Here is a 16,247-nt window from a genome sequence, read left to right as displayed (position 1 = left end):
TTTACCGTCGACGACGCAGATGCCCTGCCCGATGGCGATGTCACGTTTACCGCAACCTCGACCGATGCCGCCGGCAATGTCTCGCCAGCCAGCGACGCCTTCACGCTGACGGTGGATACGGCCGCACCGGCGGCGCCCACGGTCGATCCGACCAACGGCGACGCGATCACTGGTATCGCCGAGCCCGGCAGCGCGGTCACGCTGACCGATGGTGACGGTAACGTCATTGCCGAGGACATCGCGACCGATCCCGACACCGGGGCCTGGACCTACACGGCTGATCCAGCGCTGGCCGACGGCACCGAGATCAACGCCACGGCTACCGATGCGGCGGGTAATGAAAGCGATCCCGGTACGGCCATCGTCGATGCTGTTGCCCCCAATGCCGATGACAACAGCATTGCCATCAACGATGGCGGCGACGGCTTGCTGAGCGCCGATGAAGCCGGCACCGTGACACTCACCGGCAATATCGAAAGCGGTGCCAGCGTGACTGACCTGACCATCACGAGTAGCGGTGGCGGTACCCCGGTCACCGTCGATCCGGCCGATATCACGGTCGATGCCGATGGCAATGTGACAGTGGCCGCACAGGATCTTTCCGGTCTTGCCGATGGGACGTTGACGGCCACGCTTTCGGTTGGCGATGCCGCCGGTAACACCGGTACGGTCACCGACACGGCAACGCTGGATCAGACCGCACCGGTCATCACCGTCGATGCCCTCGATGAGCCGATCAATGACACCAGTCCGGCGCTGACCGGGACGGTGGATGACCCGGATGCCTCGGTCTTCGTCAGCGTCAACGGCAGCGAGCCGATCGAAGCCACCGTCGATGGCAACACCTGGACGATTCCAGCCGGCACGGTGACGCTCAACGAAGGCGATAACAGCCTCAGCGTTACCGCTACAGACGTAGCCGGCAACTCGGCGACCCCGGTGACCGATACGGTCAGCGTGGATGTGACCGCACCCGGGGAAGGTGGTGATGCGCTTAACAGCGTGGCCTTCGGCGATGATGTCTATAACGCGGCCGAGGCGGACGGCGCCACTCTCACTGGAACGGTCGAGGATGGCGCAACGATCGATACGCTGACCATCACCAGCGCCGGTGGCGGCGAACCCGTAGTGGTCGAAGGCATCGATATTGACGTCACCGATGGCTCATTCGCCTACATCGCCGACCTATCCGGTCTGCCTGACGGAGAGCTGACCGCCACCCTTTCGGTCACGGACGCCGCCGGTAACACCGGCACGGTCACCGATACGGCCACGCTGGATACCATTGCCGACGCTGACCCGCTGGCCACACTGACCAGCGGCGACGCCGATGGATTGATCAGCGCCGATGAGGCCGGTGCCAGCAGCTATACCGTCGCCGGGCTCGATCCGGATGCCACGGCAGTCGCTACTTTCACTGACATCAATGGCGGTACTGCGACGGCCAACGTCGCGGCCGACGGCACATTCACCGTCGATCTCTCCGACCTCGCCGATGGCGAGATCACCAGCTCGCTGGCGATCACCGATACCGCCGGCAACACCGCCACGGTCACCGGCGACAGCGTGACGCTGGATACCACCGTCGATGTCGCACCACTGGCCACGCTGACCAGCGACGACACTGACGGCTTGATCAGTGCCGACGAAGCCGGCGTCACCAGCTACACCGTCAGCGGTCTGGATGCTGACGCGACGGCAATCGCCACGTTCAGTGACGGCACCAACTCGGTAACCGCCAATGTCGCGGTAGACGGCTCCTTCACCGTCGACCTTTCCGATCTCGCCGATGGCGAGATCACCAGCTCGCTGGCGATCACCGATGCCGCCGGCAACACCGCCACGGGCACCGGCGACAGCGTGACGCTGGATACCACCGCCGACGCCGACCCGCTGGCCACCCTGACCAGCGGCGACGCCGATGGATTGATCAGCGCCGATGAGGCCGGCGTCACCAGCTACACCGTCAGCGGTCTGGATGCTGACGCGACGGCAATCGCCACGTTCAGTGACGGCACCAACTCGGTAACCGCCAATGTCGCGGCCGACGGCTCCTTCACCGTCGACCTTTCCGACCTCGCCGATGGCGAGGTCACCAGCTCGCTGGCGATCACCGATACCGCCGGCAACACCGCCACGGTCACCGGCGATAGCGTCACGCTCGACACGACTGCCCCGACGGTGAGCGACGCAGCAGCCAGCACCGACGAGGCCGATCTGGGGTCCACCGTCTCCGGCACGATCGCGATCGACGACAACGGCAGCGGCGTCGACTCGATCAGCGTCAGTGGCCCGAATGGCGTCACGGCCGATGGTGTGGAGGTGGTCTGGAGCGGCAGCTTCAGCGGCGACACCTACACGCTGACCGGCACCGCAGGCGGCGCAACGGTTGCCACGCTGGCCGTGAGCACGACCGGGGCTTACACGTACACACAATCACAGGCACTGGACCATCCATTAGCTGGCGAAGACATACTCGCGCTAGGCTTCGACGTGACAGCCACGGATGGCGTCGGCAACGCCAGCACCGGCGAATTGACGGTCAATCTGACCGACGACGTACCGGTCGCGGCGCAGCCGGCATTCTTCGAGATCGACACGGATGCCGCGACAGCGACCGGCAGCTTCGTCGAAAGCTACGGCTCGGACGGCGGTTACGTCTCCCAACTGAGAATCGACGGCTACAGCTTCAATTATGACCCGGATACCGACAGCGTCTCGGCGACCGGTAGTTCTGAACTGGTCGTGCCGTATGCGGAAGGCGATTACAACAGTGCGACCGGCGAACTGACGATCCAGACCGTCAAGGGCGAGACGCTCACGGTCAACATGCTGACCGGCGAGTACGACTACGATGCCTCTGGCGCCAATCTGTTGGACCAAGAGGAAGAAGTCGCACCCACGGTATCGCTGGGAGAGGACGATAGTCTGCTGGGACTTGTTGGCGCCGAAGCGTTGGGATTGATCGATCTCAGTGACAGCCAAGCCTTTGCAGCCACGGATGCCAATAACGACATTACTTCAGTGACCGTTTCGCTAACGGCACTGGTCAGTTTGAGCTTGGCGCCCGGGTTCACTTACTCCACCACGATGGCCAGCGAGTTTGGGATTACGGGCACTCCTAGCAATGCGGGAACGACTCGCAGCGTCACCTTTACCGCGACGGATGGCGGGACGATAGATAATCAGCAGCTCAACGAACTTTTGGGCTCGCTCTATTTCAACCCTGGATTGCTGGATCTTTCCATCGGTAGCACGCTCCGAATCTCCGCGACAGACTCGGAAAGCCAGACCACGACAACCTCCAACAGCGACTTGCTGAGCCTCGGTCTGCTGCAAAGTAACTCGCCCTCCTATCTCGTCCAAGGTAATGGCAATGCCAATACCCTCACCGGCACGACGGGGGACGATCGTCTCTATGGCTACGGCGGCAACGACAATCTGTCCGGCGGTCAGGGCAACGATCTGCTCCGTGGTGGGGCGGGCAACGATACGCTCAGCGGCGGCGCGGGCAACGATCTGCTGATTGGCGGCGCGGGCGCCGACACCCTGACCGGCGGCACCGGCAACGACGTGTTCCGCTGGGAAGAAGGTAATCAGGGCAGCGTCGGCTCTCCTACCAACGACAACGTCACTGACTTTAACGCGAGTCGCGTCTCCGGCGGTGGCGATGTGCTCGATCTCAGCAGCTTGCTGCAGGGTGAAGGCAAAATCGGCAAGAACGCCGGCAACCTCACCAACTATTTGCACTTTGCGCTGGTGGGGGCAGCGACGGTGCTTTACATCAGCACTACCGGTGACTTCCAGGGCATTACCGACGCCTCGGCGAAGGAGGCCGCCGCCGATCAGACGATCACGTTGCAGAATGTCGATCTGGTCACCAACGGCGGCAGCGATCTCCAGATCATCGAGACGTTACTGGCCAACGGCAACCTGATCGTCGACGACGCCTCGTCGGATACCGACCTCTCCGGTAGCGTTTCCACCGAGGTCGACGCGGTCATCTCGGATAACGATGGTGATACCGCCGGTACCAGCGCGGAATTCGACAGCACCGGCCAGACGGCGCCGACACCGGACCCGGACAACGTCGCCCCGGTCGTACAGGCAAACTCGGCCTCGCTACTCGGCATTGCCGGTGTGGACCTGCTGGGATTAATCGATATCGGTGGCGATCAAGATTTCTTCGCCGCTGACGCCGACAACAACCTGCAGTCGGTCACGGTCTCCTACGATCCGCTGCTTAGCGTCAACCTGACGGCGCTCGAATTCACCGCCTCCCAGCAGATGGCAGACGAACTGGGGCTGAGCCTGTCATTCGACAACGACCCCGGTCTGCTCGGGCTGGTGGCACCGTCGGCAAGCGTGACCATCACGGCGGCCGACGGCGGTACGATGGATAATCTGGCCGTCAACGAGCTGCTGGCCACCGTCGCATTCGACGACACCACCGGCCTGCTCGGGCTGGGCGCCGACCTGCAGCTTTCACTGCTCAATGCCACCACCATCACGGCAACCGACAGTGACGGCCGCAGCGCCAGCGACTCCCTAGGTGAGCTGGCAGATCTGGATGCGCTGAGTACCCTGCTCGGTGATAACGACAACATCATCGAAGGTTCCAGCGCTAACGAAACGCTCACCGGCACGACCGGCAGTCAGCGCCTCTATGGCTACGAGGGCAATGACACCCTCGATGCCGGTGACGGCGCCGATCTGTTGCGCGGCGGTGCAGGTAACGACACCTTGAACGGCGGCGCGGGCAACGATCTGCTGATCGACGGCAACGGTGCCGACACCTTCAACGCCGGCGCGGGTGATGACCTGATCGTGACCAGCGGCACCGGGTTCGCGGCGATCGACGGTGGCGACGGCTTCGACACCCTGCTGCTCGACGGCGGTATCGATCTCGACATGGTCAACGACGATCTCGGGCCGATCAGCAATATCGAGCGGCTCGACCTCGGCAGCAACGATGATGCCAGCACGGCGACACTGAGCGCCGAGGACGTCGCCTCGATGACCGATGACGATAACGTGCTCCAGGTCACCGGCGATGACAGTGACGCGCTCAATATCCAGGGCGCCACACTGGACGGCAGCGTCACCGTCAGCGGCACCGCCTACGACCAGTACACCTTTGGCGATACCACCATTCAGGTCGAGCAGAACACGGTCGCCGTGGAGACTTGAGACCCTTTCGACAGGAGGATCAACGAAGACGCTGTCGCGACGCCCGGCCACCACCGAAGGCCGGGCGTCGCAGGCAGGCACCGAGAACATCGCAGGCATAAGGAAGCGCAGATATCGACGCTCGAGACCGACGTCCGCGCTGGCGGCGTCATCAACAAGATCAACAGATACGGTCACTGCCCATGCTGGCGATCGCCATGTTTCTGACACCCACTCTCGTCCAGGCCGGTGACGAAGCTTTGCCACTGCCCTCGGATTGGTGGCATGCGGTGGATCATCGCGCCGGGCAGGCGAAATCAGGCTCGAGCGAGTCGCGCGCGCAGATGAACACCGGGTTGCCGCCGGCGGCCTGGTCAGAAGCCTCGGCGAACCCGCGGACGGCGCCCGATACCATCGTGCGTGCCAGCGCCGTGGGTGACGACGCGGTGAGCAACCTGTCACTGGAAGAGGCTATTCGCCAGGGATTGGCGATCAATCCCGCGGTGCGTGCCGCCGCGTCGGATACCGAGGCGGCTGGCACCGATGTCGACATCGCCGAGTGGGGCTATTTCCCATCGGTGGATCTTTCCGCCGGCCCAGAGGAGTTTCCCTTCGAGGATCTCGGCTATGACGTGTCGGCGACGCAGATGCTCTACGACTGGGGCAAGACGAAAAGCCAGGTTGCCCAGGCCAGCGCGGCACAGCGCGAGGCACGCCGTCAATTGGGCGTCGCCGAAGAAGAAGCCTCGCTCGATATCGCCGAAGCCTATCTCGATGTGCTGACGGCGCAGCGCCAGTTAGAGACCGTGCAGGGGTATGTCGACGATCTGGGCAAGCTCGAGACACTGACCCAGGATCGCGGCAGCAATGGCTACACCGATCGCAGTGAGCAGGGACGTGTCTCGCTCGATCTCGCCCAGGCGCGCGACGATCTGGCCTCGCAGCGCGGCACGCTGATGGATGCCAGACAGCAGTTTCGCGTGCTCGTCGGCGTGCCGCCTGAGGGGCTCGAGACCCCCCACCCTGCCGACCTGACGCGGCGCCTCGAGCAGGGCGGTGCGCTGGATGACTGGATCGTTGCGGCACCCGGCTATCGCAAGGCCGTGGCCTCGGCGGAACAGGCGCAGGCGGAGCTCGACGAAACTCAGGCCTCGCTCAAGCCGCAGCTCAATCTCGAGGGCAGTCTGCAACGGCGTCAGATCGGCGGCGAACTCGAGAACGATTCGGTGATCGGTTTCCGGTTGCGCATGGATACGCTACAGGGGCTGGCCAATTTTCAGCGCCCCGACGCCGCCCGCCAGCGACTGGAAGCCGCGCGCTACCGCGTCGACGACCAGCGCCGTGAGATTCGGCGCAGCGTGCTGACACTGATCGAGAACGCCGAAGTCTACGGCGACCGGCAGCAGGCACTGCAGTCGCAGATCGAACAGTCAGCCACCGTGGGCAAGCTCTACGACGACCAGTTCTCGGTCGGTCTGCGCGACGTCAACGATCTGCTGACGATACGCCAGGAGGCCTACACCGCTCGACGGCAGCTGATCGATCTCGAGAGCCAGCAGAAACGCATCCAGTACCGCGCCGCCTCGCAGCTGGGGCTGATGTATCCACTGGTCAGCGGCCGTTTGGGAGACGATACACCATGAGCCTTTCCGCCTCCGAATCCATCGATGACTTCGGCGACCCGCTGCGCGAGGGTCTCATGCTCCTTTGCCGTCGGCTCGGTCGGCCGACCTCGGTGGCCGAGCTTGGCGACGGCCTGCCGATGCAGCAGGGAAGACTGCCGCTTTCGGAGGTGGCGCGTGCCATGCGGCGAGCCGGCGTCAACGCCCGCGTGACCCGGCGGCCGCTCGGCGCTTTCACACCGCGGCTATTGCCGGCGCTGCTGCTGCTCGACAGTGGCGAGACCGTTCTACTCGAATCGCTGGATGACGAGACGGCCACGTTGGCGCTGCCGGAGACCGATGGTGGCGAGGATATTCAGCCGCGGGAAGCGCTCGAGGGCCGCTACAGCGGCATCGCGATATTTGCCCGCCCGATCCCGCACAGCGACGATCGTGCGGGTAACTTTGCACAGGCCGCGCCCACTCACTGGCTAAAGGGACCGCTCAAGGCGTGCTGGCGCTCCTATGCGGAAGTCGGCGTCGCCGCGCTGACCGCCAATCTGCTGGCGATCTCCACGGCGCTGTTCGCCATGCAGGTCTATGATCGCGTCGTGCCCAATGCGGCGTTCGAGACGCTATGGGTCCTTGCCAGCGGCGTTGCGCTCGCGGTGATCCTCGAGTTCACGCTCAAGGGGCTGCGCGCCCATCTGCTCGAGGTCATCGGCAAACGGCTCGATCTCGACCTCTCATCAAAGTTGTTCGAGCAGGCGATACGTCTGCGGCTCAATGCCAAGCCTCCCTCGACCGGCGCCTTCACCAGTCAGGTACGCGAGTTCGAGGCCGTGCGTGAGTTCTTCACCTCGGCCACGGCGGGCGCGATCAGCGATCTACCCTTCGTCGCGATCTTCGTGCTGTTGATCGCCTGGATCGGCGGCCCGGTCGCGTTCGTGCCGATGGCGGCGATTGCCGGCATGATCATTCCAGGCCTGATACTCCAGCGCTATCTGGCGCGGCTGGCACGCGAAAACCTGCGCGAGGGCGCGGTCAAGAATGGCGTATTGCTGGAGTCGCTGGATCAGCTCGAGACGGTCAAGGCGACCCGCGCCGAAGGACGCAATCTGGCGCTGTGGGAGTCACTGTCGGCGCAGCTCTCGACTGCTTCGATTCGCCTGCGCTCGGTGACCAGCTTACTGACCAACTCGGCCTCGCTCCTGCAGCAACTCGGCTATGTCGGCATCGTCATCGTCGGCGTCTACCGCATCAGTGCCGGCGACATGACCATCGGCGCGCTGATCGCCTGCTCGATCCTCGGGTCTCGCGCTATTGCGCCGATGGCGCAGACCAGCGCCCTGCTCGCCCGCTGGCAGCACGTCAAGGCAGCCGTCGAGGGGCTCGACGAGCTGATGAAGGCACCCAGCGAACAGGGCAGCGGTCAGAAGGTACGCAAGCCGCATCTCCAGGGACATTACCAGCTCGAAGAGATCGTGGTCCGCCACGGCGAAGAGGGACCGGCCGCGCTCCAGATCAGCGAGCTCGACCTGGCGCCCGGGGCCAGAATCGCGCTGCTCGGCGGCAACGGTGCCGGCAAGTCGACCCTCTTGCGGCTGCTCTCCGGCTTCATCGAGCCGACCGCCGGCCGGGTCATGCTCGATGACGTCAACATCGCCCAGATCGAGAGTGCCGACCGACGCCAGGCGATCGGCTATCTGCCGCAGGATATCGCGCTCTTCTACGGCACCCTGCGCGACAACCTGACGCTCGACGGCGGCCACTATCGCGACGACGAGATCTTCGAGGCGCTGGATGGCGTTGGCCTCGGCCGTTTCGTGCGCAATCACCCGCTCGGCCTCGAGCTGCCCATCGCGTCGAGCGGCAGCGTCTCCGGCGGACAGCGCCAGGCGATCGGGCTCGCCCGCCTGATCCTGCAGGACCCGCGCATCGTGCTGCTCGACGAGCCGACTGCGGCCTACGACCAGAACAACGAAAAGCGCACCGTCGACTTCCTGAAGCGCTGGATGGCCGGGCGCACGCTCGTCGTGTCGACGCACAAGAAGCCGCTGCTCGAGCTGGTCGACCGCGCCATCGTGCTGCGCGACGGCAAGTTGGCAATGCAGGGCAATATCGACCAGATCGTTCGCGGCAACCGCGTCGCCACTGCCAAGGAGTCACGCTAATGGCCTCCACGCTCAGCGAACACGACCTCCAGCGCGAACTCGGCGACCCCCGCGCCAACCTTCGCAATCCCATGGCTCGCCCGACCGTCTGGGTGCTGCTGATCGCTATCGCGAGCTTCATCGGCTGGTCGGCATGGGCGCACATCGCGGTCGTCACCCACGGCCAAGGCAGCGTGATCCCGGTCAGCCGGATCCAGTCGATCCAGAGCCTGGAGGGCGGCATCATCGACGAGATGCCGGTCCGCGAGGGGGATATCGTCGACAAGGGGCAGGTGCTGGTGCGTCTGAGCGGCACGCGATTTCGCAGCGCCTATCAGGAGACCGAGAATCAGGTCGTGGCGCTGAAGGCTGCCATCGCCCGGCTGCAGTCGGAGGTACTGGAGAAGGATCACGTCGCGTTCCCCGACGACATCGACCCGCAAAGCTCGCTCGCCGAGTCCGAGCGCGAGCTATTCCGGGCCCGCCGCGCCAAGCTCAAGGAAGCCACCGCTTCGCTGGACCATGAGATCGACATGGCCAACCGTCGCCTGAGCCTGATCAGGCCGCTGGTAAAGCGCCAGGCCGTCAGCCAGATGGAGCAGCTCCAGCTCGAGCAGGACATCGCCGGGCTCAAGGGTAAACGCGCCGAAATCCAGAACAGCTACGTGCAGGATGCCTACACCGAACTGACCGAGAAGAAGGGAGAGCTTTCACCGCTGGAGCAGGTGTTGGTACAGCGCCAGGATCAATATCAGCGTACCGAGATTCGCTCGCCGGTCCACGGCAGAGTCAATGCCATCAACTACACCACCCAGGGCGGCGTGGTACCGCCGGGCGAGACGATCATGGAGGTGATTCCGCTCGAGGATCAGCTCTTGATCGAAGCCAAGATCAAACCGCAGGACGTGGCGTTTCTGGCGCCCGGCATGCCGGCCAGCGTCAAGATCACGGCTTACGATTACACCATCTACGGCGATCTTCGGGGCACGGTCGAGCAGATCAGCGCCGATACCATCGATGAAGAGACGCCACGCGGCACGGAGTCCTACTACAAGGTCTACATCCGTACCGACAGCGGCACACTGACCCACAACGGCGACGATCTGCCGATCATTCCTGGCATGATCGCCCAGGTCGACATCCAGACCGGCGAGCGCAGCATTCTAGACTACCTGCTCAAGCCGTTGCTGAAAGCCAATCTGTACTGAACCCCATGCGTCCAGATGCGATGGGCTCGCTCGCCCTATCTTGCGCAAAGATAGAGACCTCACGGATGGTTCACCAGCCAGGCTTCGGCCTGGCGGCGCAGCGCTTCGTCGGAGGCCTTGCCCTCTCGCGGCCGGCCGTCGACGGCCAATCGCGCGTACTGGCGCGCCGCGGCATGCTCACCCTGATCCTCGAGATACTGGGCGTAGTAGAAGTTGGTATCGATACCGTCTGGACGAATGTCCACCGCCTTCTTCAGCAGCTGCCCTGCTTTTTCATCGTCGCCGAAGCCGATCGGCCAGCCCGGCGCGTGCTGATAGAGCGCGCCGAGCGTGACGTAAGCGGCGCCGCTTTCACCGGCCGGGTCGATCTCGATGGCACGCTCGAGCGCGGCACGCGCGCGTTTGGCCAGATCCAGCGCGCCGAGACCGCCCTTGGCGCGCGCATAGGAGGCGAGAACCACGCCTTTGGCGGTCAGGACGTGCGAATCACTGCCATGCGTCTGCGCCAGCGAATCGATCTCGTGACTGAGCGATTCGAACGCCTGCAGCCTGGCATCACCCTGCATGCGGTACTCGACGTTTTCCCAGCGCTGCATCAGCGCGAAAAGCGCATCCGGGGCCGCGAGCACCGGCGATGCACTCGCAAGCCCCAGTGTCACGGTGACCGCCACTGCGATCAGTACTCGTCTCATGCGCATCGATTACCGCTCCCGTCTGTATTCAGCGAAAAATCTAACGATCGTTTGAAATCCACGCCATTCGGTTTTGGTCTTAATCCGGTGGCAGCATGCCAAAGAGCCGAGGCCGGCGTCACCGCACCGTCGACGGGCGCACCTCGAACGCTTCCCGGCCTGGCGTCCAGGACCAAGATAGCCCCCCGAGCGAGAATAGCGACCCGGACGGCATTTGCGTTAGGCTGCGATGCCAATGGGCCAGCCAAGGGCGACGCCATTCCACGAGGCTTGGGAGCGAGCAACATGCAGGGCCGCAACATGACACGCTGGCGCGATCCCAAGAAGGACCCGCGACAGGAGAAGAAGAGCAATCTCATCACGCCGCAGGGCTTCGACCGTCTGCAGGGCATCCACGACCATCTGTCGCGGATCAAGCGCCCTCAGCTTTCCGCCAAGGTGGGCGAAGCAGCGGCACTCGGCGACCGCAGCGAAAATGCGGACTATACCTACAACAAGAAGGAGCTGAACCGCGTCATCGCCCGGATCCGCTACCTTCGCAAGCGGCTGGATGAGCTGCAGGTCGTCGACCGGCTGCCAGCCGACACGGGCAAGGTCTATTTCGGTGCCTACGTCACCTTGGAAGATGACGATGGCCAAACGCTCGAGGTGCGCATCGTCGGCCACGACGAGACCGATACCGAAAAGCGCTGGATCAGCGTCGACGCACCGCTGGCGAAGGCGATGCTGGGCAAGGCGCTGGACGATGATGTCGTCGTCATGGCGCCCGGCGGAGAAAGCCACTACATCGTGACCGAAATACAGTATCGAGACCGAGATTCAGCGACCTGATTTGTAAGAGATTGCTGACACTTGGCCGACAATATATTCAGATTTTTCAGACGCTGACGATAACGTTCGAGATGAAGGCAGCCCTTTTCGACGCTGCCGATGACAGAAGAACCCGGGGCGCCTCGCATGCCAGATGCCGACAACTCTCACGACCAGAAGGTGCTGTTCGCGCGCCAGCCCATATTCGACGCCTCTCGCGAAATCGTCGCGTTCGAACTGCTGTTTCGGCCGACCGATGGGGGCGCCATGCCCTTCCCCTTCGACGGCAACCGCGCCACCAGTACCGTGTTGCTCAACGCTTTCACCCAGGGTGATCTGCAGGCGGTCAGCCAGGGCAAGCCCGTCTATATCAACTTTACCGCCGAGACGCTGTTCAACGACCTGCCGTTCGATCCCACCCAACTGGTGGTCGAGATTCTCGAAGACACCCCTTACAGCGAGTCGATCCGGGAACGGCTGATCAGCTTGAGGAAGCGAGGATTCACGCTGGCGCTGGATGACTACACCGATGTCGGCGCAGAGAACCCTTACCTGCCGTTCGTGGATCTGGTCAAGATCGAGTATCCGCACTACTGCGATGCGAGCTTCGGCCATGTCGTGCGCGAGCTTCGGCGCCATTATCCGCACCTGACCCTGCTCGCCGAAAAGCTCGAGAACGAGGCCGATCTCAAGTGCTGCCTGGCCGCCGGCTTCGATCTCTTCCAGGGGTTCTTCCTCGCTCGCCCTCAACTGATGCATGGCGCAGCGATCACGACCGACCGCATGGCGATTCTCAAGCTCATTGCCACCCTCAACCAGCCGGATGTCAGCACGCGGGATATCTCTGGCGCCATCGAGCGCGACCCTACTCTGGGCGTGCGCCTGCTGCGCCTGGTCAACACCGCCCAGTATCAGCGGCAGACCGAGATCACCTCGATCCAGCAGGCGGTGACGCTGATCGGGACCCAGCGCATTCGCAGCCTGGCGACGCTCCTGGCACTCAGCGAGATGGAAGACAAACCGGAGTCTCTGCAGCAACTCGCCATGGCGCGAGCCTGTCTCTGCCGAGAACTCGCCGCCAACGATGCGGCGCTGGGCGAGAAAGCCTTCATCGCGGGGCTATTTTCCTACCTCGAGGCCTTCTTCAATCGCCCGCTTTCGACATTGATCGACTCTCTACCGCTCCATCCTTCGATCACTGCCGCATTGCTCGATCGCAGCGGCCCGGTCGGCGCGCTGCTGGAAACCGCTGTACGTTTCGAAAACGGAGAGTGGAACGAGATTCCCTGGGAGCGTCTCAAGGCGCTCGGCATCAGCGGGCTCGACGTCAGCGACGCCAACCAGCGGGCGCTGAAGGCGGCCGGAGATCTGGGCGCCAACGGCGCATTGTAGGTTGGTGGGCACAGCCCGCTAGCGGCCGCCGCGAGTCGCGCGAAAGACCCGGAATCGGCGGTCGTCCGCCAGCACCTCGAAGCTGCAGAAGGCGGCCGTCAACCAGTCGGGATAGGGCAGAAAAGCGTTGGCAACCAGTGTCAACGTACCGCCCGGCGCCAGATGCTCGGGTGCCTGCCGAATCAGGCGCTCAGCCGGGCCGTAGTCGATGGCCCGCTCCTGATGGAACGGCGGATTACTGACGATGGCATCGAAACGCCCCGTCGCGGCCGAATAGACATCGCTCTGTAGCGCAGCGCCGGACAGCGCGTTCAACGCCAGCGTGCGCCGGGTGGCCTCGACCGCGAAGGCGCTGATATCCACCGCAGTGACGCGATGGGCGCGCTGCGCGAGCCATGCCGCGAGAATGCCGTCGCCGCAGCCTACATCCAGCACGCTGGCTGATTCGTCGGATGATGACACGCCCCCGTGTTGGTCGAGCGTCTGCAGCAGCAGGCGAGTGCCATCGTCCAGCTTGCCGTGGCCGAAAACACCGGGATGCGTTGCCAGGCGAACGCCCTGCGCCTCGAACGATTCCCAGCCATTATCGGACGTCGTTGCCTTGCCGTCGGCTCGCGTCGCGAACAGCGTGCAGCGACGAGCGCTATCGAGCTTTCGGCACTCGAGCTGCATCTCCTCGAGGATCTTCGCGGCCCGCTTAATACCGCCGTGGTTCTCGCCGACCACCTGTATCGGCGTACCGGCCGGCAGCGACGCGTTCAACGTCGCCAGCCACCAGGCACCGAGCGCATGTGCCTTGGGCCAGAACAGTACCGCGCCAGGCACTTCGAACGCTGGCGGCGTCAGCTCGCCGTGCGCGGGGCGCCCCGCTGCCCGCCAAGCCTGACAAATCGATAGATCGGCGCTCCATACCGCGCCCTCGCCGGACTCCAGCCAGGCATCACGGGGAGGTGCCACCCAAAGCCAGCCACGGTAATCCGCGTCCTGTCGCGCCATCAATTCACATGGCGGGGTTTGCGGCGTCATCGACTGGCTCCTTGCAGTTCATCGGCGTCCGGCGAGCTGCCGGCGCTCGGTAGAGAGGGTTCGTCGGCGGCGGGCAGGTTCGAACCGCCGGCTTCGGGACGGATTAAACCGTCAGCCTCGGGACGGATCGACCCATCGGCGTCGGGGCAGACTAAACCGTCGGCCTCGGGACGGATTAAATAGTGCAGATAACGCCCCAGCCGCCAGTGAGGTTCGACCTGGCAGTAGCGCTTCTCGAGCGCGATCACCTTCGCCAACGCGGCCTCGTCAGGCGCACGCTCACGCAGATAGTCGTGAAAGATCCGCACGCCAGTCACACTCTCGATCACAAGCCCCTCTTCATGGCACCAGCTTTCGATATCGGCATGCGTCAGCGGGGAAATCGGAGTCAGTCGCTGGCGACGGCCGGTCCCGGCGAGCCGATCTTCCAGCGCCTTGTCGAGATTGCCCTTGACCACGTTGGAGAAGCGCAGCGCATCGCGATTGAACACCATCAGCGACAGGCGGCCGCCTTGCGCGAGCAGCGCTTTCAATGTTCCCAGTGCGGCGCGGGGATCGGCCAACCACTCCAGCACCGCATGGCAGACGATGATCGACCAGGGCCCCGGCGCCTGCGCCGGCAGTGCCTGCAGCGGCGCGCGCAACAACGCGACGTTCTGCCCTGCCACGGTCGTTTCGGCACGCGTCAGCATATCTGCGGAGGGCTCGGCGAGCGTCACGGCGTGCCCTCGCCTGGCCAGCCACGCGCTCATCTGCCCCAGGCCACCGCCGACATCCAGCGCCGGCAAGCCATTGGCCGGAAGCTCTCGCGAAAGCACCTCATCCAGCACCGCCAGCCGAATCTGCCCGCGCCCCGTTGCGTAAAGGCCATCGGCAAATTTGTCTGCCAGCCCGTCGAAAACGCGATCTTGCGCTACCGGTACATCATTGCCGTGGCGAGCCTTCCCGTGATCGGAACGGCCAAGACCGGAAACCGCAGGGGCGGCACCGCTACGAGCGGGGAAGTCGTCCTGAAAGCGAGACATGGCACGCGGCTATCGAAAGAAAGGCGGCATTGTAGCAACGGCCGCTGCCAACGTCGCTTCACAATCCGTCAGCGGGTTTATCTCGGCGAATCCGGCGCTTATACTGTGCGCCGCTTCAGCGCTTGGTGTGGCCCCTTCCCCGGCCCGCCCTGTACGGCATCGTACGAAGCCCCCGTAGCTCAGCTGGATAGAGCGTCCCCCTCCTAAGGGGAAGGTCCCAGGTTCGAATCCTGGTGGGGGCACCACTCTTTTTATCTCCTTTCTTACAGTCGTTGCCAAAGCGCTCCTTACCGGCGCCCGTGGCTCTTTCATGCGATTAGCGATCATGTCAGGGGTTGTTGAGTGACTGTCTTTCCAACAAAGCCATCAATGCGGCTCAGGAGGCGGCGCTTCGCTGGCTTATCTCGATGGCGTCGGCGAGTTTCAAAGGACGGTAGAAGAAGTAGCCTTGGCCGGTATGGCAGTTGTAGCGCTTGAGTAGATCCACCGTGGGCTGGTCTTCGATCCCTTCCGCGACGATCTCGAACCCGAAGTGGTTGAGCATTTGAATCAGCCGGAACACGATAGCCCGGCTGCCGGCATCAGTGGCGATATCACTGATAAGTGCTCTATCCAGTTTGATCACGTCCGCCGGGATCCTGCGCAGGTAGTTGAGGTTGCTGTATCCGCTGCCGAAATCATCCAGCGCTACGCGAACCCCGAGCGCTCGTAGCTTGGTGAGCGTGTTCAGGGCCCGGGGGTCCTTCAGCAACTCTTCCATTTCCAGGCACTCGACCTCGAGCAGAGAGGCCTCGATCTGCTGCGCCTGCAGTATCGCGAGCAGGTCGTCGTAAAACGCCTCATCGATCAGATTCGTGGTGGTGACATTCACCGACACCACCGTCGGGCGCCCCGCCGCCTCGAACTGCTGAATCACGCGCGCCGCTTCCCGAATGACCCAGCACGTTAGCGGGTTGATCAGCGTTGTCTGGCTGATCAGGGGAATGAAGTCCATGGGCGGCACTTCTCCGTAGACAGGATGCTTCCAGCGCATCAACGCCTCGACACCGACCATCTTCCCCGAATGTAGATCGATTTTTGGCTGATAGAGCAAATAGAGCTGATCGTCGGATTCCAAGGCGGCGGATAGCCCATGGGTTAGCGCAAGCTGTCGCCGCTGGTCCTGATCGAA

Annotated in this window: 10 protein-coding genes and 1 tRNA gene; 7 read left to right on the top strand and 4 right to left on the bottom strand. The window is 63.6% G+C overall.

The window, feature by feature from the left end; translation table 11 throughout:
- The 4 genes from IE125_RS19075 to IE125_RS19060 form a co-directional block, all read left to right on the top strand.
- On the top strand, nt 1-5,190 hold a 5,190-nt coding region (locus IE125_RS19075; protein WP_189446278.1), incomplete at its 5' end, for a beta strand repeat-containing protein.
- A 197-nt stretch (nt 5,191-5,387) separates the two neighbouring features.
- The gene (locus IE125_RS19070; RefSeq protein ID WP_189446277.1) at nt 5,388-6,812 is read left to right on the top strand and encodes a TolC family protein; all 1,425 of its coding nucleotides are present in this window, start codon (nt 5,388-5,390) and stop codon (nt 6,810-6,812) included.
- On the top strand, nt 6,809-8,944 hold the full coding sequence (locus IE125_RS19065) for a type I secretion system permease/ATPase (protein WP_189446276.1): 2,136 nt from the start codon (nt 6,809-6,811) through the stop codon (nt 8,942-8,944). Before IE125_RS19070 ends, IE125_RS19065 begins: the two co-directional genes overlap by 4 nt.
- Entirely contained in the window at nt 8,944-10,131 is a 1,188-nt protein-coding gene (locus IE125_RS19060) for an HlyD family type I secretion periplasmic adaptor subunit (RefSeq protein ID WP_189446275.1), read from the top strand. The genes IE125_RS19065 and IE125_RS19060 overlap by 1 nt, the downstream gene beginning before the upstream one ends.
- Nucleotides 10,132-10,190: 59 nt before the next feature.
- On the opposite strand, the gene IE125_RS19055 is transcribed toward IE125_RS19060, so the two are convergent.
- Nucleotides 10,191-10,829: a tetratricopeptide repeat protein gene (locus IE125_RS19055; protein WP_189446274.1), complete on the bottom strand. Its 639-nt coding sequence runs from the start codon at nt 10,827-10,829 to the stop codon at nt 10,191-10,193.
- 279 nt (nt 10,830-11,108) lie between these two features.
- Here IE125_RS19055 and greB point away from each other — a divergent pair, with 279 nt between their 5' ends.
- A complete protein-coding gene (gene greB, locus IE125_RS19050) occupies nt 11,109-11,654 on the top strand; it encodes a transcription elongation factor GreB (protein WP_189446273.1) in 546 nt (181 codons plus the stop codon).
- Between the two features lie 126 nt (nt 11,655-11,780).
- On the top strand, nt 11,781-13,025 hold the full coding sequence (locus tag IE125_RS19045) for an EAL and HDOD domain-containing protein (protein ID WP_189446272.1): 1,245 nt from the start codon (nt 11,781-11,783) through the stop codon (nt 13,023-13,025).
- Between the two features lie 18 nt (nt 13,026-13,043).
- Here the strand turns inward: IE125_RS19045 and IE125_RS19040 are convergent, their stop codons facing one another.
- Nucleotides 13,044-14,051: a methyltransferase gene (locus IE125_RS19040; RefSeq protein ID WP_189446271.1), complete on the bottom strand. Its 1,008-nt coding sequence runs from the start codon at nt 14,049-14,051 to the stop codon at nt 13,044-13,046.
- Entirely contained in the window at nt 14,048-15,076 is a 1,029-nt protein-coding gene (locus IE125_RS19035) for a methyltransferase domain-containing protein (RefSeq protein WP_189446270.1), read from the bottom strand. The genes IE125_RS19040 and IE125_RS19035 overlap by 4 nt, the downstream gene beginning before the upstream one ends.
- Nucleotides 15,077-15,244: 168 nt before the next feature.
- On the opposite strand from IE125_RS19035, the gene IE125_RS19030 reads away from it, so the two are divergent.
- Nucleotides 15,245-15,321 (top strand) — tRNA-Arg (locus tag IE125_RS19030).
- A gap of 131 nt (nt 15,322-15,452) precedes the next feature.
- Here the strand turns inward: IE125_RS19030 and IE125_RS19025 are convergent.
- On the bottom strand, nt 15,453-16,247 hold a 795-nt coding region (locus IE125_RS19025), incomplete at its 5' end, for an EAL domain-containing protein (RefSeq protein WP_189446269.1).

It is taken from the genome of Salinicola rhizosphaerae, from assembly GCF_014652715.1.
Lineage (GTDB): Bacteria > Pseudomonadota > Gammaproteobacteria > Pseudomonadales > Halomonadaceae > Salinicola > Salinicola rhizosphaerae.
This window is presented reverse-complemented; position numbering and strand designations above follow the sequence as displayed.

Coding starts and splice junctions, on each gene's coding strand:
- IE125_RS19065 (WP_189446276.1), top strand. CDS start 6,809: ATGAGCCTTTCCGCCTCCGAATCCATCGATGACTTCGGCGACCCGCTG.
- IE125_RS19045 (WP_189446272.1), top strand. CDS start 11,781: ATGCCAGATGCCGACAACTCTCACGACCAGAAGGTGCTGTTCGCGCGC.
- IE125_RS19060 (WP_189446275.1), top strand. CDS start 8,944: ATGGCCTCCACGCTCAGCGAACACGACCTCCAGCGCGAACTCGGCGAC.
- IE125_RS19035 (WP_189446270.1), bottom strand. CDS start 15,076: ATGTCTCGCTTTCAGGACGACTTCCCCGCTCGTAGCGGTGCCGCCCCT.
- IE125_RS19070 (WP_189446277.1), top strand. CDS start 5,388: ATGTTTCTGACACCCACTCTCGTCCAGGCCGGTGACGAAGCTTTGCCA.
- IE125_RS19040 (WP_189446271.1), bottom strand. CDS start 14,051: ATGACGCCGCAAACCCCGCCATGTGAATTGATGGCGCGACAGGACGCG.
- greB (WP_189446273.1), top strand. CDS start 11,109: ATGCAGGGCCGCAACATGACACGCTGGCGCGATCCCAAGAAGGACCCG.
- IE125_RS19055 (WP_189446274.1), bottom strand. CDS start 10,829: ATGCGCATGAGACGAGTACTGATCGCAGTGGCGGTCACCGTGACACTG.